The sequence below is a fragment of the Piscinibacter sp. XHJ-5 genome (assembly GCF_029855045.1).
Taxonomy (GTDB): domain Bacteria; phylum Pseudomonadota; class Gammaproteobacteria; order Burkholderiales; family Burkholderiaceae_C; genus Albitalea.
Map to the genome: position 1 here is coordinate 4,359,241 of NZ_CP123228.1, position 23,138 is coordinate 4,382,378.

Annotated in this window: 22 protein-coding genes; 9 read left to right on the plus strand and 13 right to left on the minus strand. The window is 69.4% G+C overall.

Going from position 1 to position 23,138, the window contains the following annotated elements; all coding sequences use genetic code 11:
* Positions 1-15: 15 nt before the first annotated feature.
* The 6 genes from P7V53_RS20595 to P7V53_RS20620 all read left to right on the plus strand — a co-directional run bounded on the left by P7V53_RS20595 (position 16) and on the right by P7V53_RS20620 (position 6,144).
* Positions 16-990 carry an ABC transporter substrate-binding protein gene (locus tag P7V53_RS20595; protein ID WP_280151381.1) on the plus strand — a complete coding sequence of 325 codons (975 nt, stop codon included), beginning with the start codon at positions 16-18 and terminating at the stop codon, positions 988-990.
* A 95-nt stretch (positions 991-1,085) separates the two neighbouring features.
* Positions 1,086-2,009 (plus strand): ABC transporter permease, encoded by a 924-nt coding sequence (locus P7V53_RS20600; RefSeq protein WP_280151382.1) that lies wholly within the window; start codon positions 1,086-1,088, stop codon positions 2,007-2,009.
* Positions 2,009-2,803: an ABC transporter ATP-binding protein gene (locus tag P7V53_RS20605; protein WP_280151383.1), complete on the plus strand. Its 795-nt coding sequence runs from the start codon at positions 2,009-2,011 to the stop codon at positions 2,801-2,803. Before P7V53_RS20600 ends, P7V53_RS20605 begins: the two co-directional genes overlap by 1 nt.
* A gap of 40 nt (positions 2,804-2,843) precedes the next feature.
* Positions 2,844-4,097, plus strand: a complete 1,254-nt coding sequence (locus P7V53_RS20610; protein ID WP_280151384.1) for a Glu/Leu/Phe/Val dehydrogenase dimerization domain-containing protein — start codon at positions 2,844-2,846, stop codon at positions 4,095-4,097.
* Positions 4,094-5,182 carry a 4-hydroxyphenylpyruvate dioxygenase gene (gene hppD / locus P7V53_RS20615; RefSeq protein WP_280151385.1) on the plus strand — a complete coding sequence of 363 codons (1,089 nt, stop codon included), beginning with the start codon at positions 4,094-4,096 and terminating at the stop codon, positions 5,180-5,182. The genes P7V53_RS20610 and hppD overlap by 4 nt, the downstream gene beginning before the upstream one ends.
* Positions 5,183-5,394: 212 nt before the next feature.
* Positions 5,395-6,144: an alpha/beta fold hydrolase gene (locus P7V53_RS20620; RefSeq protein ID WP_280151386.1), complete on the plus strand. Its 750-nt coding sequence runs from the start codon at positions 5,395-5,397 to the stop codon at positions 6,142-6,144.
* 4 nt (positions 6,145-6,148) lie between these two features.
* On the opposite strand, the gene P7V53_RS20625 is transcribed toward P7V53_RS20620, so the two are convergent.
* The 12 genes from P7V53_RS20625 to P7V53_RS20680 all read right to left on the minus strand — a co-directional run bounded on the left by P7V53_RS20625 (position 6,149) and on the right by P7V53_RS20680 (position 19,049).
* A complete protein-coding gene (locus P7V53_RS20625; RefSeq protein WP_280156567.1) occupies positions 6,149-6,934 on the minus strand; it encodes a substrate-binding domain-containing protein in 786 nt (261 codons plus the stop codon).
* Between the two features lie 71 nt (positions 6,935-7,005).
* Entirely contained in the window at positions 7,006-7,803 is a 798-nt protein-coding gene (locus tag P7V53_RS20630) for a TOBE domain-containing protein (protein WP_280151387.1), read from the minus strand.
* On the minus strand, positions 7,796-8,587 hold the full coding sequence (locus P7V53_RS20635; protein ID WP_280151388.1) for an ATP-binding cassette domain-containing protein: 792 nt from the start codon (positions 8,585-8,587) through the stop codon (positions 7,796-7,798). Before P7V53_RS20635 ends, P7V53_RS20630 begins: the two co-directional genes overlap by 8 nt.
* Positions 8,584-9,330 carry a molybdate ABC transporter substrate-binding protein gene (gene modA, locus P7V53_RS20640; RefSeq protein WP_280151389.1) on the minus strand — a complete coding sequence of 249 codons (747 nt, stop codon included), beginning with the start codon at positions 9,328-9,330 and terminating at the stop codon, positions 8,584-8,586. The genes P7V53_RS20635 and modA overlap by 4 nt, the downstream gene beginning before the upstream one ends.
* 2 nt (positions 9,331-9,332) lie before the next feature.
* Positions 9,333-9,989, minus strand: a complete 657-nt coding sequence (gene modB / locus P7V53_RS20645) for a molybdate ABC transporter permease subunit (RefSeq protein ID WP_280151390.1) — start codon at positions 9,987-9,989, stop codon at positions 9,333-9,335.
* A gap of 1,267 nt (positions 9,990-11,256) precedes the next feature.
* Positions 11,257-13,128 (minus strand): sugar phosphate isomerase/epimerase and 4-hydroxyphenylpyruvate domain-containing protein, encoded by a 1,872-nt coding sequence (locus P7V53_RS20650; protein ID WP_280151391.1) that lies wholly within the window; start codon positions 13,126-13,128, stop codon positions 11,257-11,259.
* The gene (locus P7V53_RS20655) at positions 13,125-13,958 is read right to left on the minus strand and encodes a 3-keto-5-aminohexanoate cleavage protein (protein ID WP_280151392.1); all 834 of its coding nucleotides are present in this window, start codon (positions 13,956-13,958) and stop codon (positions 13,125-13,127) included. The genes P7V53_RS20650 and P7V53_RS20655 overlap by 4 nt, the downstream gene beginning before the upstream one ends.
* Positions 13,955-14,935: a shikimate dehydrogenase gene (locus P7V53_RS20660; RefSeq protein ID WP_280151393.1), complete on the minus strand. Its 981-nt coding sequence runs from the start codon at positions 14,933-14,935 to the stop codon at positions 13,955-13,957. The genes P7V53_RS20655 and P7V53_RS20660 overlap by 4 nt, the downstream gene beginning before the upstream one ends.
* Positions 14,932-15,942: a TRAP transporter substrate-binding protein gene (locus P7V53_RS20665; protein ID WP_280151394.1), complete on the minus strand. Its 1,011-nt coding sequence runs from the start codon at positions 15,940-15,942 to the stop codon at positions 14,932-14,934. The genes P7V53_RS20660 and P7V53_RS20665 overlap by 4 nt, the downstream gene beginning before the upstream one ends.
* 37 nt (positions 15,943-15,979) lie before the next feature.
* A complete protein-coding gene (locus P7V53_RS20670; RefSeq protein ID WP_280151395.1) occupies positions 15,980-17,260 on the minus strand; it encodes a TRAP transporter large permease subunit in 1,281 nt (426 codons plus the stop codon).
* Positions 17,257-17,832, minus strand: coding sequence for a TRAP transporter small permease (locus P7V53_RS20675; protein ID WP_280151396.1), 576 nt, complete (start codon positions 17,830-17,832; stop codon positions 17,257-17,259). Before P7V53_RS20675 ends, P7V53_RS20670 begins: the two co-directional genes overlap by 4 nt.
* Before the next feature lie 569 nt (positions 17,833-18,401).
* Entirely contained in the window at positions 18,402-19,049 is a 648-nt protein-coding gene (locus P7V53_RS20680; protein WP_280156568.1) for a TetR/AcrR family transcriptional regulator, read from the minus strand.
* 347 nt (positions 19,050-19,396) lie between these two features.
* Between P7V53_RS20680 and P7V53_RS20685 the strand changes: the two genes are divergently transcribed.
* A complete protein-coding gene (locus P7V53_RS20685; protein ID WP_280151397.1) occupies positions 19,397-20,476 on the plus strand; it encodes a histidine kinase in 1,080 nt (359 codons plus the stop codon).
* Positions 20,473-21,258: a LytTR family DNA-binding domain-containing protein gene (locus P7V53_RS20690; RefSeq protein WP_280151398.1), complete on the plus strand. Its 786-nt coding sequence runs from the start codon at positions 20,473-20,475 to the stop codon at positions 21,256-21,258. Before P7V53_RS20685 ends, P7V53_RS20690 begins: the two co-directional genes overlap by 4 nt.
* Positions 21,259-21,264: 6 nt before the next feature.
* Here P7V53_RS20690 and P7V53_RS20695 read toward each other — a convergent pair whose 3' ends face one another.
* Positions 21,265-22,188, minus strand: coding sequence for a LysR substrate-binding domain-containing protein (locus P7V53_RS20695; protein ID WP_280151399.1), 924 nt, complete (start codon positions 22,186-22,188; stop codon positions 21,265-21,267).
* A gap of 96 nt (positions 22,189-22,284) precedes the next feature.
* Between P7V53_RS20695 and P7V53_RS20700 the strand changes: the two genes are divergently transcribed.
* On the plus strand, positions 22,285-23,136 hold the full coding sequence (locus P7V53_RS20700; protein WP_280151400.1) for a MaoC family dehydratase N-terminal domain-containing protein: 852 nt from the start codon (positions 22,285-22,287) through the stop codon (positions 23,134-23,136).
* Positions 23,137-23,138: the final 2 nt, after the last annotated feature.

The window sequence follows — 23,138 nt, forward strand, 5'->3', positions numbered from 1 at the left end:
CCTTAGGACCGCTTCATGCAACATTCTTTCTTCCGCCCCCGCCTCGCCGCCCTGTCGCTCGCCCTCGCCGGCTTCGCTGCCGCCGGCTTCGCCGCCGACAAGTCGGTCGCGCTGACTGCCATCGTCGAGCATCCCGCCCTCGACGCCGCGCGTGACGGCGTCAAGGACGAGCTGAAGGCCGCCGGCTTCGAAGCCGGCAAGAACCTGCGCTTCGAGTACCAGAGCGCGCAAGGCAACAGCGGAACCGCCGCGCAGATCGCGCGCAAATACGTCGGCGAGAAGCCTGACGTCATCGTCGCCATCGCCACCCCGTCGGCGCAGGCCGTCGTCGCGGCGACCAAGGACATCCCGGTGGTCTACAGCGCCGTCACCGACCCGGTGGCCGCCAAGCTGGTCAAGACCTGGGACGCCTCGGGCACCAACGTGACCGGCGTGTCCGACTTGTCGCCGCTGCCGCGCCACCTCGAGCTGATCAAGAAGGTGTCCCCGAGCGCCAGGCGTGTGGGCGTGATCTACAGCCCCGGCGAAGCCAACTCGGTGGCGATCGTCGATGCGCTGAAGAAGGCGATCGGCCCGGCCGGCCTCACGCTGGTCGAGGCGCCCGCCGCGCGCACCGTCGACGTGGCCAGCGCCGCGCAGAGCCTCGTGGGCAAGGCCGACGTGATCTACGCGCCGACCGACAACAACGTGATGTCGGCCTTCGAAGGAATCGTCAAGGTCGCGCAGCAGGCCAGGATCCCGGTCGTGGCCGCCGACACCGATGCGGTCAAGCGCGGCGCCGTCGCGGCGCTGGGCCTGAACTACTACGACCTCGGCCGCCAGACCGGCAAGGTGGTGGTGCGCATCCTCAACGGCGAAGCCGCGGGCAAGATTGCGTCGCAGGTCAGCAGCACCTTCGAGCTGCACGTGAATCCGGCAGCCGCGCAGAAGCAGGGCGTGACGCTCAGCGAGGAGCTGCTCAAGACGGCGAAGGTCGTCGCCGGGAAGTGAGCACGCGGCGCTGCGGCGCCGCCTGCTCTCACAAGAGAGAACTGCCTCCCGGGAAGCATGCTTCTCGTCGACACCGCCTTCGCCCTGGAACCCCCATGTCGCTCATTGCATCCCTGGGCGCGCTCGAGATCGGACTGATCTTCGGATTGGTCGCGCTCGGCGTGTTCCTCTCGTTTCGCGTCATCAACTTTCCCGACCTCACGGTCGACGGAAGCTTCCCGCTCGGCGGTGCCGTCGCGGCGGCCCTGATCGTCGCCGGCTGGAATCCCTTCGCCGCGACGGCGATGGCGATCGCCGCCGGTGCGCTGGCGGGCGCGCTTACCGCCTGGCTCAACGTGCACCTGCGCATCATGCAGCTGCTGGCGAGCATCCTCGTGATGATCGCGCTGTACTCGATCAATCTGCGCGTGATGGGCAAGCCCAACGTCGCGCTGATCAACGAGCCCACGGTGTTCAGCATGGTCGCCGTCGACGGCCTGCCCGAGGTGTGGCTCAAGCCGCTGGTGCTGCTGGTCGTGGTGATCGCGGCCAAGGGACTGCTGGACATGTTCTTCGCCTCCGAGCTCGGCCTGGCGATGCGCGCCACCGGCGGCAATCCGCGCATGGCCCGCGCGCAGGGCATCTCGACCGACCGCCAGACCCTGGCCGGCCTGGCGCTGTCGAACGCGCTGGTGGCGCTGGCCGGCGCGCTGTTCGTGCAGTCGCAGGGCGGCGCCGACATCTCGATGGGCGTGGGCACCATCGTCATCGGCCTGGCGGCCGTCATCATCGGCGAGACCCTGCTGCCGGCGCGCAGCCTGATGCTGACCACGCTGGCCTGCATCCTCGGCGCGGTGCTGTACCGCTTCTTCATCGCCGCCGCCCTCAACACCGACTTTCTGGGCCTGCAGGCGCAGGACCTGAACCTGGTGACCGCGGTGCTGGTGGCGCTCGCGCTGCTCGTGCCCGGCTACCGTCGCAAGCTCGCCGGCTGGCTGCCGCGACGCCGCCCGCACCCTGTCCGCAAGGAGGCCCAGTGATGCTGCGCGCCCAACGTCTCGAGATGACCTTCAACCCCGGCACGCCGATCGAGAACCGCGTGCTTCGCGGCCTCGATCTGGAGATCGCGACCGGCCAGTTCGTCACCGTGATCGGCTCCAACGGCGCCGGCAAGTCGACCTTCCTCAATGCCGTGAGCGGCGACCTGATCGTCGACCGCGGCAGCCTGCACATCGACGGCCGCGACGTGACCCGGCTGCCGGCGGCGCAGCGCGCCGGCATGGTGGCCCGCGTGTTCCAGGACCCGATGGCCGGCACCTGCGAAAGCCTGACCATCGAGGAGAACATGGCGCTGGCGTGCAAGCGCGGCGAGCGCCGCGGCTTCGGCTTCTCGATCAACCGCCGACTGCGCGAGCAGTTCCGCGAGAAGCTGGCGCTGCTCAAGCTGGGGCTGGAGAACCGACTCACCGACCGCATCGGCCTGCTGTCGGGCGGCCAGCGCCAGGCCGTGAGCCTGCTGATGGCCTCGCTGAAGCCCTCGCGCATCCTGCTGCTCGACGAGCACACCGCCGCGCTCGATCCCAAGACCGCCGCCTTCGTGCTCGAGCTCACCGCGCGCATCGTCGAAGGCGCCAAGCTGACCGCGATGATGGTCACGCACTCGATGCGCCAGGCGCTCGACTACGGCAGCCGCACCGTCATGCTGCACGAAGGCCGTGTGATCCTCGACGTGTCGGGCCCCGAGCGCAGGAGCATGGGCGTGGAAGACCTGCTGCACCTGTTCGAGAAGACCCGCGGCGAGAAGCTGGACGACGACAAGTTGTTGCTGGCCTAGGCCACTAGCCTCCAACCAGACCCATACCCAGAGAATTGCGATGAAGGAACTGCTGAAACGCTTCGAATCCAAGGCCCCCGAGATCGTCTTCGAGTGGCACGACAGCGAGACCCCGGCCAAGGGCTGGGTCGTCATCAACTCGCTGCGCGGCGGCGCCGCCGGCGGCGGCACGCGCATGCGCCGCGGCCTCGATCGCCGCGAGGTCGAGTCGCTGGCCAAGACGATGGAGGTGAAGTTCTCCGTCTCCGGCCCGGCCATCGGCGGCGCCAAGTCGGGCATCGCCTTCGACCCGGCCGATCCGCGCAAGGACGGCGTGCTGCGCCGCTGGTACAAGGCGGTCACGCCGCTGCTGAAGACGTACTACGGCACCGGCGGCGACCTCAACGTCGACGAGGTGCACGAGGTGATTCCCATCACCGAGAGCTTCGGCCTGTGGCACCCGCAGGAAGGGGTGGTCAACGGCCACTTCCAGCCGAGCGAGAGCGAGCGCATCCAGAAGGTCGGCCAGCTCCGACTCGGCGTGGCCAAGGTGGTCGAGGACCCGCGCTACACGCCCGACATGCGGCGCAAGTACCTCGTCGCCGACCTGATCACGGGATGGGGCGTGGCCGAGTCGGTGCTGCACTACTACCGCCTCTACGGCGTTTCACCGGCCCGGTCCGTGTCAGGCAAGCGGGTCATCGTGCAGGGCTGGGGCAACGTCGGTTCGGCGGCCGCCTACTACCTGTCACAGGCAGGCGCCCGCGTGGTCGGCATCATCGACCGCGACGGCGGCGTGATCAATGCGGAAGGATTCAGCGGCGACGAGATCCGCAGCCTGTTCCTCGCCAAGCAAGGCAACAAGCTGGTCGCCCCCGGCATGCTCCCGTTCGAGGAGATCGACAGGCGCATCTGGAGCCTGGGCGCCGAGATCTTCCTCCCCTGCGCGGCATCGCGCCTGGTGACGCGCGAGCAGGTCGAGCGGATGGTCATCGCCGGCCTGGAAGTCGTGTCCAGCGGCGCCAACGTGCCGTTCGCGGACCCCGAGATCTTCTACGGCGCGATCTACGAGCACGCGGACTCAAAGGTCGCGGTGATCCCCGACTTCATCGCCAACTGCGGCATGGCACGCGCCTTCGCCTTCCTGATGCAGCGCGACGTTGAAATCTCCGACGAAGCGATCTTCGGCGACGTGTCGGCCACCATCGCCACGGCGCTCGAGCGCTGCCATGCACGCTCGAGCCGGCAGCAGGGCATCGCCAGCACGGCGTTCGAGATCGCCCTCGATCAACTGGTCCAGGGCGCAACACCATGACCGATCTGTTCGACAACCCGATGGGGCTGATGGGCTTCGAATTCGTCGAGTTCGCCTCGCCCACGGCGGGCGTGCTGGAGCCGCTGTTCGAGTCGATGGGCTTCTCGCGGGTGGCCCGCCACCGCTCGAAGAACGTGCAGCTCTGGCGACAGGGGGACATCAACTTCATCGTCAACCAGGAGCCGAAGAGCCAGGCCGCGTACTTCGCCGCCGAGCACGGCCCTTCGGCGTGCGGCATGGGATTTCGCGTGCGCGATGCGCATCAGGCGTACGCCCGCGTGCTGGAGCTCGGCGCGCAGCCGCTGGACATCCCGACCGGTCCGATGGAGTTGCGGCTGCCGGCCATCAAGGGCATCGGCGGCGCGCCGCTGTACCTGATCGACCGATTCGAGGAAGGCAGGTCCATCTACGACATCGACTTCGAGTGGATCGCCGGCGCCGACCGCCACCCGGTGGGACACGGCCTGAAGCGCATCGACCATCTCACGCACAACGTCTACCGCGGCCGCATGGCGTATTGGGCGGCGTTCTATGAGCGGCTGTTCAACTTCCGCGAGATCCGCTACTTCGACATCCAGGGCGAATACACCGGCCTCACGTCGAAGGCGATGACCGCCCCCGACGGCAAGATCCGCATCCCGCTGAACGAGGAATCGTCCAAGGGCAGCGGGCAGATCGAGGAATTCCTGATGCAGTTCAACGGCGAGGGCATCCAGCACGTCGCGCTGCTCACCGACGACCTGCTCGCCACGGTCGACCGGCTGCAGCTGGCCGGCGTGCCGCTGATGACCGCGCCGAACGACGTGTACTACGAGATGCTCGAGGATCGACTTCCCGGCCACCACCAGCCGGTGGCCGAGCTGCAGGCGCGCGGCATCCTGCTCGACGGCAGCACCGCCGCGGCGGGCTCCGGCCCCCAGCCGCGCCTGCTGCTGCAGATCTTCTCGGGCACGGTGCTCGGGCCGGTGTTCTTCGAGTTCATCCAGCGCAAGGGCGACGACGGCTTCGGCGAAGGCAATTTCAAGGCGCTCTTCGAGTCGATCGAGCGCGACCAGATCCGGCGCGGCGTGCTCCAGGCCGGGTGAGCGAAGGCGCCTCGCCACGGCGCGGAGCAAACGACGTCCCAAATTGCATGACGTTGTGCGCATTTGCGCATGGGTGGGAGGTTGGCATTGCGACACGCTGAGCTGCGCCCGCAGCAGCCGCACGGGCCGTGGCATTCGTGAGCAGGGTGGAGCGCAGCGGGATCCGATGCGCTCCAGGCAGGGGCGGGTACGCCGCGTGCTCTGTGTCCTGCATGACACCGACCACTGCACCTACCGCACCTGCCTGGACCCTGTTCGGCATCGAACCGCTTCGCGCCGCGCTCGAATACGCCAGCATGCACCTGATGGACAAGGCCACCCTGCCCTCCGGCGATGGACACCCGGTGGTGATCTTCCCGGGGCTGGCCGCCGACCGTCATTCGATCGCACCGCTGAAGGATTTCTGCCAGCGCCTGGGCTACGCCGCGTATGACTGGGGCAGAGGCTTCAACACGGGCCCGCAGGGCGACGTGGACCGGTGGATCGACGACCTGGCGCAGCACGTGAGCGAGCTGACGTCGGCGCACCGCCAGCGCGTGAGCCTCGTCGGCTGGAGCCTCGGCGGCATCTATGCGCGCGAGGTCGCCAAGAAGCTGACGGGCCGGGTGCGCCAGGTCATCACCATCGGAACGCCCTTCGCCGGCACGATGGAGCAGAACAACGTCACCTGGGTCTACCGCCTCGTCAACGGGCAGAAGCCGCTGATCGACGAGACGCTGATGGCGCGGCTGCGCACGGCGCCCCAGGTGCCCACGACGTCGATCTTCAGCCGCAGCGACGGCGTGGTCGCCTGGGAGGCCTGCATCCAGCCCGGCAACGCGGCGCACACCGAGAACATCGAGGTGCAGGGCAGCCATTGCGGCCTGGGCTGGAACCCCGAGGTGCTGGCCGTCGTCGCCGACCGCTTGCGCCAGCGCGAGAACGCCTGGCGGCGCCACCCGCGCAGCATGGCGCCGAGCTGAGCGCTCAGGGCTTGGCGTTGGGGAAGAACAGCTGCTCGCCGCCGATGCGGTAGCCGGAGATCGCGTCCTGCCCCTCGCGCGACACGATCCAGTCGGCGAAGGCCTGCGCCAGCGCCTTCTTCACGTGCGGATGCCGCGCCGGGTTCACCACGATCACGCCGTACTGGTTGAACAGCCGCTTGTCGCCTTCGACCAGGACGGCCAGGCCGCCGCGGTTCTTGAAGCTGAGCCAGGTGCCGCGGTCGGTCAGCGCGTAAGCCTCGCTCGACGAGGCGATGTTCAGCGCCGGACCCATGCCGCAGCCGCATTCCTTGTAGCCGCTCATCTTCGTCGCAGGCGCCTCGATGCCGGCGGCCTTCCAGTAGCGCAGCTCGGCCGCATGCGTGCCGCTCTTGTCGCCGCGCGAGATGAACGAGGCCTTGGACGACGCCAGCCTGCCCAAGGCCGAGACGATGTCCTTGCCGCGCGTCGCCGCGGGATCGCCGGCCGGTCCGACCAACACGAAGTCGTTGTACATGACATCCGTTCGGGCGAGGCCGAAGCCTTCGGCCACCAGCTTCTCCTCGGCCGCGGTGTCGTGCACGAACAGCACGTCGGCGTCGCCGCGCCGGCCCATGTCGAGCGCCTGCCCCGTGCCGACGGCGACGACCTTCACGTCGATGCCGGTGGCCTTCTTGAACGCGGGGAGCAGGTGGGCGAACAGCCCCGACTGCTCCGTGCTGGTGGTCGAGGCCATCACGATGCTGCGGTCCTGCGCGGCGGCCAGGCCGGCCAGGCCCAGGCAAGCCATCAGGAACACGCGGCGCAGGCGGCGTGCTGCGGCCGAAGTCAGGGTCATCGTCGTCTCCGTTGGAAAGGACATCACTGCGGCCGGCGCACCGCCAGCATCACCGCATAGGCCTTGAAGACCGCGGTCGCGCCCTGCCCCACCTTGAGACCGAGCGCGCTGACGGCGTCGTTGGTGACCGTGGCCGTGACCACCTCGCCGCCGGGCAGCGTGACGCCGACCATCGTCGACACCGCGCCCTTCTCCAGTCGCGAAATCGTGCCCGCGAGCTGGTTGCGCGCCGACAGCATGTAGTCGCCGAAGTCGGTGACCAGCACGACGGCCGAAGCCTTGATGAGCGCGAGCGCCTCCTGGCCCTTCTTCAGCTTCATGCCCTTGGCCGCGCCGCTGGTGAGCGCGGCGGTGATCTCGTTGCCGCTGCGCAGCGCGAGCGTGACGCGCGTGGTCACCTGTCCGGCCTCGATCTGCGCGATGGTGCCGACGAACTGGTTGCGGGCAGTGGTCTTCATGGTCATTCTCCGGAGCGTGCCGGCCAGCGCCGGCTGTCGAGCGAGCCACGCGTCCTGCTCGCGCAGGAAGCGGTCGTGGGCGGTCTGCAGGCGCCGCCATGCGTCGAGCAGGCCGAGTGCGGCCGGCGTGAGCCGCGTGCCGCCGCCACCGCTGCCGCCGGTGATGCGCTCGGTGAGCGGCGCATGCGCCAGGTTGCCGGCCGTCTCCAGCAGCAGCCAGGCGCCCTTGTAGCTGTAGCCCGCGGTGCGCGCCGCCTTGTTGATGGAGCCGGTGCCGGCGATTGCCTCGAGGAGCGCGAAGAAGCGCGCATCGAGTCGCCCGGCGAGCTTGAGCTCGCCGCTGAGCAGCCCCGCATCACGCATGGCCCGGCGCAGCGCCGAGCAGCCTGCGCAGCGTGTCCTCGTGGGGCCGCCGCGGACGCCGCAGTGCGGCGGGCAGCAGCGCGTCGCGCTGCGCGGCGCGGCTTTCGGCACGGTCGAGGTCCACCTCGCGCACGATGCGCCCCTCCTCGACCAGGTAGGCGACGTTGGCCAGGGCCAGCACGTCCTCGATGTCGTGCGAGATCATGACGATGGGGATCTGCCACTGACGGCGCACCTCGGCGAGCTCTTCACGCAGCGATTGCCGCAGCAGCGGATTGAGCGCCGCGAACGGCTCGTCCAGCAGCAGCGCATCGGGATTGCAGGCCAGTGCACGCGCCAGTGCGACACGCTGCTGCTGTCCGCCCGAAAGCTTGCTCGGCCGCGCCGACGCCATGTCCTGCAGGCCGAAGCTGGCGAGCAGCGCGTCGACACGCGATGCGTCGGCGGGTTCGAGCCGCTTGCGCCAGCTGGTCAGGCCGAACGCAACGTTGTCGCGCACCGACAGGTGCGGAAACAGCGCGTAGTGCTGGAACAGGTACCCCAGGCGCCGCTGCGGGGTCGGCACGTCGATGCCGGCGCGGCTGTCGTAGAGGCTGCGGTGCGCGATGCGCACCCAGCCGGCGGCGGGCGCGAGCAGGCCGGCCATCGCCTGCAGGGTGAGCGACTTGCCGGCCCCGGACGGCCCGTACAGCGCCACCACGGGCGCATCGCAGGCGAACGCGATGTCCAGCTCGAAGCGCCGGCTGCCATCGATGACCGCCAGTTGCAAGGCGACGTCGATCATGGCGGGACGAAGCCGAAGCGCACGAGGACCTCCTGCGCCTGCGCTCCAGTGAGGAAGGCGGTGAACTCGCGCGCCAGCACCGGATGCCGGCTGTCGGCCACCGCGGCGACCGGATAGCGCACCGGTGGATGGTCGCGCAGCGTCTGCACGATGCGCACCTTGTCGGCCATCACCGCGGCGTCGGTGCGGTAGACGAAGCCGGCCTCGGTCTCGCCGCGCGCCACGTAGTCGAGCACCTGGCGCACGCTGTCGGCCTGCACGAGCCGCGGCTCGAGCGCGGACCACAGCCCGGCCGCGACCAGCGCCTCGCGCGTGTAACGTCCCACCGGAACGGTGGCCGGCTTGCCGATGGCCACGCGCCGGATGGCGGGCTGGCGCAGATCGGCCAGTTGCTCGACCGGGGGCGCATCGCGCGCGGGCACGATCAGCACCAGCGTGTTGGCGGCGAAGTCGCGCCGCGATGCAGCGTCGACCAGCCTGAGGGCGACACCGCGGTCCATCGTCTCCTGGTCGGCACTGGCGAAGACGTCCGCCGGGGCGCCCTGCGCGATCTGCTGCATCAGCACGCCCGACGCCGCGAAGTTGAAGCGCACGGTGACGCCGGGCCGGAACGCCTCGAAGCGCCGGCCGACTTCCCGAAAGGCGTCGGTGAGGCTGGCGGCGGCGGAGACGGTGAGCTGCTGCGCTGCCGCGGACAGCGGAAGCACCAGGGCAGCGGCAAGCAGGCGCAGTCGCAGGGTCATGGTCAGCGCAGGCTGAAGAAGCGGTTCGACGCCACCAGGATGGCGATCGACAGCAACGAGGTGATGCCCACCAGCAGCAGCGCCTCATCGTTGCGGCCGGCCTGCACGGCGTCGTAGATGGCCATCGACAGCGTCTGGGTCTGCTGGGGGATGGAGCCGGCCACCATCAGCGAGGCGCCGAACTCCCCCATGGCGCGCGCGAACGCGAGCAGCGTGCCGGCCAGGATGCCGGGCCAGGCGAGCGGCAGGGTCACGCGCACGAACACCGACCAGCGCGACTGCCGCAACGTGCGGGCGGCGGCTTCGAGCGTGCGGTCGACGCTGCCGAAGGCCGCGCCCGCCGACTTGAGCACCAGGGGCAGCGCCACCAGCGCCGAGGCCAGCACCGCGCCGTGCCAGTTGAAGATGATGGTGTAGTCGAAGTGCTCGCGCAGCCAGGCGCCCAGCGGGCTGCGCCGCCCCATGGCGACCAGGATGCCGTAGCCCAGCACGGTCGGCGGCAGCACCAGCGGCAGCATGCAGACGGCCTCGAGCACGCTGCTGCCCGGGAAGCGGTGTCGCGCGAACAGCCAGCCGAGCGCAACGCCGGCGATCAGCGCGAGCAGCGTCGCGAGGGTGGCGACCTGGAGCGAGAGCACGAGCGGGTGCCAGTCGAGCATCGTTGGGAAGCGGAGTTCATAACGATGATAGCGGCTTGGCCGCCGAAGCTGCTCTCCCGCTCGGCGGGAAAGCCCTCACCCCAGCCCTACCCACGAAGCCTGAGCCCTTGCAGTCAGAAGTCCGTTCGGGCCGAGCCTGTCGAAGCTGCACACGATCGGCATGCAGGCTTCGACAAGCTCAGCCGGAGAGGTCGAGTCGTGCGGCGCTGCCCTTCGACAAGCTCAGGGCGAACGGCATGGGAGGCAAACGGCCTCCGTTCGCCCTGAGCTTGTCGAAGGGCTCGTTGCAGTCGGAAGTCCGTTCGGGCTGAGCCTGTCGAAGCTGCTCTGGATCGGCATGCAGGCTTCGACAAGCTCAGCCGGAGAGGTCGAGCCGTGCGGCGCTGCCCTTCGACAAGCCTGTCCTGAGCCTGTCGAAGGGCTCAGGGCGAACGGCATGGGAGGCAAACGGCCTCCGTTCGCCCTGAGCTTGTCGAAGGGCTCGTTGCAGTCGGAAGTCCGTTCGGGCTGAGCCTGTCGAAGCTGCACACGATCGGCATGCAGGCTTCGACAAGCTCAGCCGGAGAGGTCGAGCCGTGCGGCGCTGCCCTTCGACAAGCTCAGGGCGAACGGCATGGGAGGCAAACGGCCTCCGTTCGCCTGAGCTTGTCGAAGGGCTCGTTGCAGTCGGAAGTCCGTTCGGGCTGAGCCTGTCGAAGCTGCTCTGGATCGGCATGCAGGCTTCGGCAAGCTCAGCCGGAGACGTCGAGCCGTGCGGCGCTGCCCTTCGACAAGCTCAGGGCGAACGGCATGGGAGGCAAACGGCCTCCGTTCGCCCTGAGCTTGTCGAAGGGCTCGTTGCAGTCGGAAGTCCGTTCGGGCTGAGCCTGTCGAAGCTGCACTGGATCGGCATGCAGGCTTCGGCAAGCTCAGCCGGAGAGGTCGAGCCGTGCGGCGCTGCCCTTCGACAAGCCTGTCCTGAGCCTGTCGAAGGGCTCAGGGCGAACGGCATGGGAGGCAAACGGCCTCCGTTCGCCCTGAGCTTGTCGAAGGGCTCGTTGCAGTCGGAAGTCCGTTCGGGCTGAGCCTGTCGAAGCTGCTCTGGATCGGCATGCAGGCTTCGACAAGCTCAGCCGGAGAGGTCGAGCCGTGCGGCGCTGCCCTTCGACAAGCCTGTCCTGAGCCCTTCGACAGGCTCAGGGCGAACGGCATGGGCAAGGCAGAAGCCTTGTTTCCGAGCAGAGCGCGACGAAACCCCACCCCGACCCTCTCCCGCGAGCGGGAGCCATCACGAAACATCCGCCTGCGCCGCCATGCGCGCCGCCGCGTTCAGCGCGCCGTACGCGTCGTAGTTTCCCACCCGCTGCACGATCTCGAAGAAGAACCGGTCCATGAACGGCTCGGTGTACGCGTGCAGGTAATCGCCCTCGCTCGTGCGGTCGAACAGGATGCCGCCCGTGCGCAGCCGCTCCACGAGTCCTGCATCGAGGTCGAAGCGCGTCGCCAGGTCGTCGTGGTAGTTCGCCGAGATCGGCACGAAGGCGACGCCCTGCTCGCGCATCCGCCGCACCGCGGCGAAGATGTCCGCGGTGTCGAAGGCGATGTGATGCACCACCGCGCCGCCGCTGGCGTTCACCGTCTGGGCGGTGCGCGTGCGCTGGCTCTGCGACACGTTGAGGACCAGGCGCACCCGCCGCGCCGAATCGGCCATCCCGAAGCTGCGGATCAGGCCATAGGGGTCGGCCAGCTTGAGGCTGTCGCCCGACTGCAGACCCAACACCGCGCGGCAGAACAGCACCCAGGTGTCGACACGGTCCGGCGCCAGCCCCATCGCGACGTGATCGATGTTCCGCAGGCCGGCATCGCCGGCGGGCGGCGCTTCATCGAGAACGAAGTCGGCTTCGTAGAGGCCATTCGCGCCGAGCGCCTCGTCGATGAAGTGGACGATGATGCCGCCCGGCGCGACGATCGACGGCAGCTGCCGCTCGCCCGGCCCCGTGGGCGAGTCGAAGCGCGCCGACTGCAGCGCGGTGGCGCGCTCCATCGCGGCCGTCGGATCGGCCGCGCGCAGTCCCCAGGCGCACACCGAGGGGCCGTGGGCTTCGAAGCGGGTGCGCGCGGCCTCGTGCGCCAGCAGGTTGACGACGATGTTGATGCCGCCCTGCCGGTACAGCATCACGGGCTTGGAGCGGTGGCGCCCCGCGAGCCGGAACCCCAGGCCCTGCAGCAGCCGCCCCAGCCCTTCGGCGGCCGGCGCGTCGACTGCGAACTCGATGAACGAAAAGCCGGCCAGCGACGGAACGGACGGCGGCGAGAACAGCGCGGCGGCCTTGGGCTCCGACTGCAGCCGGTCGTGCACCTGGCTCTCCAGCCACAGCAGCGAGCGCATGGCGTCCACCGCGATGCGACGGTTCGGCGTCTCGCGGAACACGTCGTTGAAGATCTCGAGCGACAGCGGCCCGCGGTAGCCCGCGCGCACGACATGCTCGAAGAAGCCGACGACGTCGAGCTGACCCTGCCCGGGGAAGTTGCGGTGGTGCCGCGCCCAGTCGATGACGTCCAGCCGCATCAACGGCGCATCGGCCATCTGCACGAAGAAGATCCGCTCGCCGGGCACTTCGGCCAGCGACGACAGATCGTCCTGCAGCGACAGCGTGTGGAAGCTGTCCAGGATCAGCCCCAGCTGCGGATGCTTCGCCCGCTCGACGATGTGCCACGCCTGACGCCACCGCTTGACATGCCGCCCCCACGCCAGCGCCTCGAATCCGACACGCAGGCCGCGGCGCCCCGCGCGTTGTGCCAGCTCGTGCAGCTGTGCCGCCGCGCGCTCGCCATCGTCCAGCGCCAGGGGCGACACGTTGGAGCACACCAGCATCAGCGAGCAGTCCAGCGCCTGCATGAGGTCGAACTTGCGTTCGGCGCGCTCGAGGCTTCGCGCGAATTGCGCATCGGGCATGCCTTCGAAGTCGCGGAACGGCTGGAACAGCTCGATGGCGAGCCCGAGGTCCGCGCAGCGCTGGCGCAGCTCGGCGGCCGATCCACTCCACAGCGTGAAGTCGGGCTCGAACAGCTCGATCCCGTCGAAGCCGGCGGCGGCAATCGCCTCCAGCTTCTGCGGCAGCGTGCCGCTCAGCGAGACGGTGGCGATGGAGCGCCTCATGCCGCGGGCAGCCCCAGCAGGCGCCGCGCCTCGGCGGGCGTGGCGGGACGCCGCCCGAAGTCGGCGCACAGGTCCACCACCTGGCGCACCAGCGCCGCATTCGAGGGCGCGAGCGTCTCGCGGTCCAGGCGCACGTTGTCCTCGAAGCCGGTGCGGCAATGGCCGCCCAGCTCCAGCGACCAGCGCGCGAGCGTGACCTGGTCGCGGCCGATGCCGGCGCCGGTCCACGTGGCGTCGGGCGCCAGCCGCTGGAGCGTCTTCACGTAGAACTCGAACACCTCGCGGTCCACCGGCATCGCGTTCTTCACGCCCATCACGAACTGCACGTGCAGCGGGCCCTTGATCTTTCCTTCGCGCGCGAGCTGGGCGGCCTGGAAGATCATCGACAGGTCGAAGGCCTCCACTTCCGGCTTGATGCCGTGATGGAGCATCTCCGAGGCCAGCCACTCGACGAGGTCGGGCGGGTTGTCGTAGACCCGCGTCGGGAAGTTGCAGGAGCCGGTCGCCAGCGACCCCATGTCGGGCTTGAGCGAGAGCATCGCGCCGCGCTCGCGGCCGGAGCCGGAGCGTCCGCCGGTGGACACCTGGGTGATCATTCCGGGGCAGTGGCGCCGGATGCCATCGAGCAGCGGCGCGAAGCGCGCGGGGTCCGACGAGGGCGAGCCGTCCTCGTTGCGCACGTGCAGGTGCACCAGCGTCGCGCCGGCTTCGAAGGCCTCGTGGGTGGACTCGATCTGCTCGGCCACGGTGATGGGCACCGCCGGGTTGTCCTTCTTCTTCGGCAGCGAGCCGGTGATCGCGACGGTGATGATGCAAGGCGTGGTGTTCATGAGGGACTCCTCGGCGTGGCGTCAGGCCTCGCCTCTTCAGCGGCGCGTTGTGCGATGAGCTGACGGAAGTGACGATCCATGCGTGCCGCGTCGGGTTCCAGGCCGGTGAAGAGCCGGAACGCGCCCACCGCCTGCCCCACCGCCATGCCGCCGCCGTCGACCACCCGGCATCCCTTCGCGCGCGCCGCCTGCAGCAGCGCGGTGTCCAGCGGGAAGTACACGATCTCGGCCACCCACAGGTCGGGCCGCAGCAGCGACTCGTCCAGCGGCAGGCCCGGCAGCTTGTCCATGCCGGTCGGCGTGCAGTGGATCAGCCCGTCCGCGCCGGCCAGGGCGCGCGCCGCGTCGGTGTCGGCCTGCACACGGCTGGCCGGATGCAGCTTCGCCAGCCGCTGCGCCAGCGCCTGCGCGCGCTCCGGCTCGCGGTCGACGATGACGAGCTCCCGGGCGCCCAGGCGCAGCACGGCTTCCGACACCGCCGAGCCGGCACCGCCGGCGCCGAGCTGGACGACCTTGTCCAGGCGCGCGTCGGGCAGTGCGCGACGAAAGCTCCAGGCCCAGCCCGAGCCGTCGGTGTTGTGCCCGACGAGCCGGCCGTCGCGCACGACCACGGTGTTCACCGCGCCCATCGCGGCCGCCTCGTCCGACAGCTCGTCGAGCAGCGGGATCACCGCCTGCTTGCACGGATAGGTGATGTTCAGACCCGCGAAGCCCATCGTGCGAGCGGCGCTGATCAGGTTGGGCAGCGCATCGACGTTCGAGCCGGTGGTGTCCAGGTCGATCAGCTGGTAGTGCAGCCGCAGCCCGTGGTGCGTGGCCTCTTCCTCGTGCATGCGCGGCGTCAGCGAGCGCTGGATGCCGCTGCCGATCAGGCCCATGAGCAGCTTGCGGGTCGAGCGTTGGGCCGCTCCCGCGCCGGCCCGCGCCCCCTCGGGGGGCCGGCCGACGTACTCGTCGGACGGGGGGCTGGCATTCATGGCTTGCGGACTTTGGCGATCTCGGCCTGGACCTGCTTGACGACGTCGGGACCGACGGCGGCCGTGTGCTTGTCGATCACCGGCTTGACCTTGTCGCGCAGGCGCTGCATCTCGGCCGGCGAGAACTCGGTCACCTGCATGCCCGCCTTCTTCAGGTCGGCCAGCGCCTCGTCGGACTGCTTGCGCGACAGCTCGCGCTGGAACTTGGTCGCCTCGTCGGCCGCATCGTCGATGATCTTCTTCTCTGCCGGGCTCAGCTGGTCCCACAGCTTCTTGCTGATGAGCACCGCCTGCGGGTTGTAGACGTGGCGCGTGACGGCCAGATGCTTCTGGACCTCGTAGAACTTGGAGGTGCGGATCAGCGTGAACGGGTTCTCCTGGCCGTCGACCGCCTTCTGTTCCAGCGCCGGGTAGACCTCGGGGAAAGGCATCGGCGTCGGGGCGGCGCCCAGCGCGCTGAACATGTCGATGTAGATCGGGCTCTGGATCACGCGGATCTTCAGCCCGGCGATGTCTTCCACCTTGGTGATCGGCCGCTTGCTGTTGGTGAGATTGCGGAAGCCCAGCTCCCAGTACGCGAGGCCGATCAGGTTCTTCTCGGCCAGCTTCTCGAACAGCCCCTTGCCGAAGGGCCCGTCGACGACGGCGTCGGCCTCCTGCGGCGTGGCGAACAGGAACGGGAAGTCGAACACCTCGAAGGCCTTCACCTGCGACGACAGGATGCCGGCGTTGAGCACCGTCATTTCGACGGTGCCGCCCTGCAGCGCGGACACGGTCTGCACATCGCCGCCCAGCGTGCCGCCGGGGAAGAGCTTGACCTGGATCTTGTTGCCGGACTTCTGCGCGACCAGATCGGCGAACTTCTGCGCGCCTTCGGCCTGCGGGTGGCCCTTCTGGTTCTGGAACGCGAACTTGATGCTGCGCTCCTTGATGTCCTGCGCCAGCGCGGCGGTGATCGGCAGCAGCGCGGCGACGGCCAGGCACAGCGAGCGTTTGACGAACTTCATGCGAATGTCTCCTGTTGTCGGATGGATGGGGACGTGATCAGCCGCCGAACCAGCGTGCGGGCACGGTGACGAGCGAGGGGAACAGCACCATCAGGAACATCACCACCAGCTCGGCGAGCATGAAGGGCATCACGCCCCTGGTGACGTCGTCCATCTTCATGCGGCCCACGCCGGCGACCACGTTGAGCACGGTCCCGACGGGCGGCGTGATGAGCCCGATGGAGTTGTTGATGATGAACAGCACGCCGAAGTACACGGGGTCGATGCCGGCGGCCTTGACGACCGGCATCAGCACCGGCGTGAGGATGAGGATGGTCGGCGTCATGTCCATGGCCGTGCCGACGACCATCACCAGCACCATGATCGCCACCAGCAGCAGCGTGGGACTGCCCATGAAGGGCTGCAGCAGGCCGATGACCTTGCTCGGCAGGTCGGCCACCGTCACCAGCCAGGCCGACACCATGGCGGCGGCGACCAGCAGCATGATCACCGAGGTGGTCTTGGCCGCGGCGATGAAGATGCCGTAGAGCTGCGACACCTTGAGCTCGCGATAGACCACGGTGGCGACGAACAGCGCATACACCGCCGCGACGACCGCGGCTTCGGTCGGCGTGAACACGCCCATGCGCAGGCCGACGAGGATGATCACCGGCAGCATCAAGGCCCAGGTGGAGGCACGCAAGGCCTGCAGGATCTCGGCGCGCGACTTGCGTGCGGGCATCTCGATGTGCTCGCGGCGGCCCAGCCACCACCAGGTGAACCACAGCGAGGCCCCGATCAGCAGGCCGGGGAAGATGCCGGCGAGGAACAGCTTGCTGATCGACACGTTGGCGGCCACGCCGAAGATGACGAAACCGATGGAAGGCGGAATGACCGGGCCGATGATCCCCGAGGCGGCGATCAGGCCGCCGGCGCGCGCCTTGTCGTGGCCCGCCTTGACCATCATCGGCAGCAGCAGCGCGGTCAGCGCGGCCGCGTCGGCCACCGCCGAGCCGGACAACGCCGACAGCAGCACCGCGGCCATGATGGCGACATAGCCCAGGCCGCCCTTCACGTGGCCGACCACCGACATCGCCAGGTCGACAATGCGCCGCGACAGGCCGCCGACGTTCATGATCTCGCCGGCCAGCATGAAGAACGGCACGGCGAGCAGCGGGAAGCTGTCGGCGCCGTTGAGGACGTTCTGCGCCAGGATCTGCGCGTCGAAGAGGTCGAGGTGCCACATCAGCGCCACGCCGCTGGCGAGCAGCGCGAAGGCGATGGGAATGCCCAGCGCCATCGCGGCGAGCAGCGATCCGATGAAGATGCCGACGGTCATGGCCGGCTCCCTTGCGGCGCGGCGTTGTCGCGCGCCAGCTCGGCCTGCAGCGCTTCGAGCTCGCCCTGCTCCTCCGATTCCTTGACCATGACGAGCTCGGCTTCGCTGAGCTGGCCGGTGACGGCGCGCCACATCTCGCGCGCGATGAGCAAGGCAGCCGACACGGCGAACACCACGCCGGCGGCGTAGAACACGGCCGTCGATGCGCCTGTCACCGGAGCGGCGACGTCCCAGTTGATGCGGGCCTGCTCGAGGCTGCCCCTGAACAGCAGCCAGCAGATGAACAACATCAGTGCCTGGCCGACCAGCAGGCAGGCCTTCTTGCCGGCCACCGGCAGGCGGGACACCAGCATGTCGGTGCCGAGATGCCCGTGCTCCTTCAGCGCGACGATGGCGCCCAGGAAGGTGAGCCAGACGAAGAGCCATCGCGACACCTCTTCCGACACCGTGATGCCGGAATTGAAGGCATAGCGCAGCACGACATTGCCGAACACCAGGACGACCATGACCGCGAGGAAGAACGCGATCAGCGCATCGAGTGCGCGGCAGTACAGATCGATCAAGCGGGTCACGTTGTCTCCTCGGACCTCGATGGAATGCCGTCACGACGGGGTCGTTGGCGGCGCGTCTTGTTAATGTACGAACTGGTTAGTTTTTCGGTATGAGGGTTTTCCCTCGAGGCCCTGGACGGTGCAAGTCATGACGCACGGCGATATCGGACGCCCTCTCCCTCTCCCGCTCGCGGGAGAGGGCTGGGGTGAGGGCGCCCATCTCCGGCCGTGGTGACCGGCCCGGCGTTTGCGAAGAGACACCGGCCTCCGTTCGTCCTGGGCCCTTCGACAGGCTCAGCCCAGGCCCGTTGAAGCTGCACACGATCGGCATGCAGCTTCGGCAAGCTCAGCCGGAGAGGTCGAGCCGTGCGGCGCTGCCCTTCGACAAGCTCAGGGCGAACGGAGGCCGGTCTGCCTCCCCATGCCGTTCGCCCTGAGCTTGTCGAAGGGCTCGTTGCAGTCAGAAGTCCGTTCGCGCGAACGGCATGGGGAGCAGAAGTCTTGCTTGTAAGGAAAGCGCGGCGAAACCCTCACCCCGACCCTCTCCCGCAAGCGGCAGAGTGGTAGCCACGGGCAGGGTGACAGACCCCCTACCGCCGCACGAACCGCACCACCATCTCGATGATGCTGTCGCGCCGCGCGCTCAGCGCCCGTGGCGATTCCAGGTCGCGCTTGAAGATCAGCGAGAAGGTGTGCCGGTTCGACACGTTGAAGAAGCACAGTGCCGAGATCGACATGTGCAGGTCCACCGGATCGACGTCCTTGCGGAACACGCGCGCCTTCACGCCCCGCTCGTAGACGTCGCGCACGGCGGCAATCGCCGGCACGTTGAGCTGCTGGATCTTCTTGCTCTGCGCGAGGAACTCGCCACGGTTGATGTTCTCGGTCATCACCAGCCGGATGAAATCGGGGTTCTCCAGCTGGTAGTCGAAGGTGAAGCCCACCAGCTTGCGCAGCGCATCCTCCGGCGGCAGGTCCTCCAGGTGCAGATCGGACTCGATGTGGCGGATGCGGCTGTACGCCTCCTCCAGCACGGCGACGTACAGCCCCTCCTTGCTGCCGAAGTAGTAATAGATCATCCGCTTGCTGGTCCGCGTGGCCGCGGCGATCTCGTCGATGCGCGCGCCCGACAGCCCCTTGTCGGCGAATTCGGCGGTGGCCACCTCGAGGATGTTGGCCATCGTCCGCTCCGGATCATTCGTGCGCGGCTGCGGCGACGGGGCCGCGGCCCGCTTCATCGAGCGGGGCCGACGGGCGATCTGTACTGGTTCGTTCATTCCGTCAGTCTAGGGCCTGTTTACGCTATGGGAGGCCTCGCGCCGGTGCCTGGCAGGCACCGGCCCTGCGGGTGATCTCAGCAAAGCCTCCCATAGCGTTAACAGGCCCTAGCGGCCCTCGCCTGCGCTTCGTCGGCTGCCGGCGTGCCCGGACCGCGCCATCGCGTGACCCGTCCGATCGCGCTTGGGCGTCGACAGCGCGCCCGCCACACTGGCGCGGCCCCCGCCTTGCTGGCAATCCCGGTGCTGCCGCCGGCGGGCCCATGCTCTACTTTCCCGGCTGAACCTTCGCCTTCCCGCCATCGCGCATGCCCGCTGCCGATCTCCCCCTGCCCCGCGGCCCGGCCCCGGTCCTGGCGTGGCGGCGCATCCGCTTCACGCTGCTCGCCTCGCTGCCGTTCGGCCTCATCCTCAGCTTCGCGGCCGGCACGACGCTGTTCACCGGCATCGTGCGCACCATGACGCTCGGCCTGCTCGCGATGCTGGTCTTCGGCTGGTTCGAGCGCTGGCCGGCGCGGCTGCCGCGCTGGCTGGCCCGCTGGGTGTGGCAGCTGCTGGGCGTGGCCGTGGCCGTGCCGATCGGCACGGCCGTCGCGCTGTGGCTGACGAAGGGCGCGCCCGCGCCCGTCCCCTACCAGCCGGGACGGGCCTTCTTCAGCCTGTTCGGGATGGGCGTGCTGTTCGCGCCGTGGATCGCCCTGGCGGCCATGGTGCGCCAGCGCGAGGCGCTGGCGCGCGAGCAGGCGCTCGGCTTCCAGCTCGAGCGCAGCGAGCTCGAGCGGCAGGCGCTGGATGCGCGCATGCGGCTGCTGCAGGCCCAGGTGCAGCCGCACTTCCTGTTCAACACGCTGGCCAACATCCGCGCCCTGGTCAATGCGGGGTCGCCGCAGGCTCCCGCCGTGCTCGACAGCCTCATCGCCTACCTGCGCGCCGCCGTGCCGCGCCTGGACGAATCGACGAGCACGCTCGGACAGGAGCTGGAGCTGGTGCGCGCCTACCTGGCGCTGATGCACATGCGCATGCCGGACCGCCTGCAGTTCACGCTTCACGCCGACGAGGCGGCGCACGGCCTGCGCTGTCCGCCGATGACGCTGCTGACCCTGGTCGAGAACGCGGTGCGCCACGGCATCGACCCCGGGGAGGAAGGCGGGCGCATCGAGGTCAGCGTGCTCGTGCGCGGCGGGCGCTGCATCGCCCGCGTCATCGACACCGGCGTCGGGCTGCAGCGCACCGACGAAGGACCGGGAACCGGCCTGTCGACGCTGCGCGAGCGCATGCAACTCGCCTTCGGCGGCGACGCGAGCCTCAGCCTGTCCGGCCTGGTGCCGCACGGCGTGTGCGCCGAGCTGGAGTTCCCCGCCGAGCGTGAGCCCAGGAGCGCACCGTGACGGCGCGGCGACCCACGGCACTCATCGCGGACGACGAGCCGCTGCTGCGCGACGAGCTGGCGCTGATGCTCTCCCAGGCGTGGCCCGAGCTGGAGGTGGTGGCGCAGGCGCGCAACGGCCGCGAGGCGGTCGAGCGCTTCGAGGCGCAGCAGCCCGACATCTGCTTCCTCGACGTGCACATGCCCGGGGTGTCGGGCGTCGAAGCGGCACGCCAGATCGGCCCGCGTGCGCACCTGGTGTTCGTGACGGCCTTCGACCAGTACGCGCTGAGCGCCTTCGAGCACGGCGTGCTCGACTACCTGGTCAAGCCGGTCGAGCCGGCGCGCCTGGCGACCACCGTCTCGCGGCTGCAGGCGCGGCTGCGCGATGCGCAGCCGGCGCAGGCCACCGACGCCCTGCTGGAGCAGCTGGCAGCGCATCTGCAGCGCAAGGGCACGGCGGCGCCGCTGAAGTGGATCCGTGCCACCGTGGGACAGACGCTGCGGCTGATCGCCGTCGACGAGATCGACTTCCTGCGCTCCGACGAGAAGTACACGCTGATCGCCTGGCGCGGCGACGGCGGCAAGCCGGGCGAGGCGCTGATCCGCGCGCCGCTGAAGGAGCTGCTCCCGCAACTCGATGCCAGCCAGTTCGCGCAGGTGCACCGCTCCGTCGTCGTCAACCTCCACGCCATCAGCCACGTGACCCGGGGCCTCAACGAGACGGCCGACATCCACCTCAAGGGACGCGACGAGGTGCTGCCGGTGAGCCGAACCTTCCTCCACCTGTTCCGGCAGATGTGACGCGGCTCAGGCCTCGCCCCGCGACGCTTGGGCCGCCTTGGCATCCTGCACCAGCAGATCGACCAGGTCGCGCGCGAAGCCCGGCAGCGCCTCCAGGCTGCGCACGCAGATCTGCATCTCGCGCAGCGCCCAGTCGTCGGCCAGCGGCACGATGGCCACGTCGAGCGTGCGCGCATGCCGTCGCGCCGCCGCCCCGGGCAGCACGCCGACGCCCACGCCGGCTTCGATCAGCCGGCACGCCGCCTCGACATTGCCGGCCTGGATGCGCAGCTTCAACGGCCGATGCAGCCCGTCGCAGATGCGCTGCAGGAAGGCGTGGATCGCGCTGGCCTCGGGCAGTCCGACATGGTCGAGCTCCAGCGTCTGCGCGAAGTCGACGCCGCCGGCCGCGGCCAGCGCGTGTCCGCGGGGCACCACCAGCACCAGCCGGTCGGTGCGGTAGGGAATCGCCTGCAGGCTCTCGGTGCGCACGGCGCCGGCAACGATGCCGATGTCGGTCTGGCCTTCGGACACCGCCCGGACGATGTCGTGCGAAAGCTTCTCGCGCAAGTCGATGTTCACGTCGGGGTGGTTCTGCAGGTAGGCGCGCAGCACCGGGGGCAGGAACTCGCCCACCGCGGTGGTGTTGGCGAACACCCGCAGGTGGCCCTTGATGCCTTGCGCGTACTCCTGCAGGTCGCCGCGCAGGTGCTCGATCTGCGCGAGCACCAGCCTCGCGTGGTGCACCAGGGCCTGGCCGGGCGGCGTCAGCGTCACGCCCTGGCTGGTGCGGTACAGCAGCTTCGTGCCGATCGCTTCCTCGAGGTTCTTGATGCGCGTGCTCGCCGCCGGCACCGACAGGTGCGAGGCCTCCGCGCCCCTGGTCACGCTGTTGGCCTCGGCCACGTGCACCATGAGGCGCAGGTCCACCAGATCGAAATGCATCGCCATGCGGCCATTGTGGCGACTGCGGTCTTCAAGCGCTTGGAAGACGCCCTTTGGCAATCGCCAATTGCGCACGGCGCGCCCAGGAACGAAGCTCGCGCCATGAACCAGGCCCTTTCCTCCCTGCGCGACTGGACAGGCCGCACCGAGCGCCGCAGCGACGAGGCGACTGCCGCCCCGCTGGCCGCGTTGTCGGCCACGCTGGACCGCGACGATCCCTTGCCGGTGCCCGGCAGCGACGTGCCGCCGCTGGCCCACTGGCTGTATTTCACCCCGCTGGCACGCCAGAGCGAGATCGGCCCCGACGGCCACGCCCGGCGCGGCGGCTTCCTGCCGCCGGTGCCGCTGCCGCGCCGCATGTGGGCGGGCGGTCGGCTGCAGTTCGAGCATGCGCTGCAGGTCGGCGACGAGATCACGCGCGATTCGCGCATCGCCGACGTCAGCATCAAGGAAGGCCGCAGCGGCGCGCTGGTCTTCGTGACGGTGCGCCACGAGATCACCAACGCACGCGGCGTGGCGCTCACCGAAGAGCACGACATCGTCTATCGCGACAACCCGCAGCCCGGCGCTGCGGTGCCGACGCCGCAGCCCGCCCCGGCGGACGACAGGTTCTCGCGCGGCATCGTGCCCGACCCGGTGCTGCTGTTCCGCTACTCCGCGCTCACCTTCAACGGCCACCGCATTCACTACGACCGCCCCTACGCGACGGGGGTGGAGGGCTACCCGGGCCTCATCGTCCACGGCCCGCTGATCGCCACGCTGCTGCTCGACCTGCTGCGGCGCCAGCAGCCGCAGGCGCGGGTGCTGCGCTTCTCGTTCAAGGCCGTGCGCCCGCTGTTCGACATCCACCCCTTCGCCGTCTGCGGGCGGCCCGACGGCGAGCGCCGCTTCGCGCTGTGGGCTCGCGACCACGAAGGCCTGCTCGCCATGCAGGCGACCGCCGACATTGCCTGATC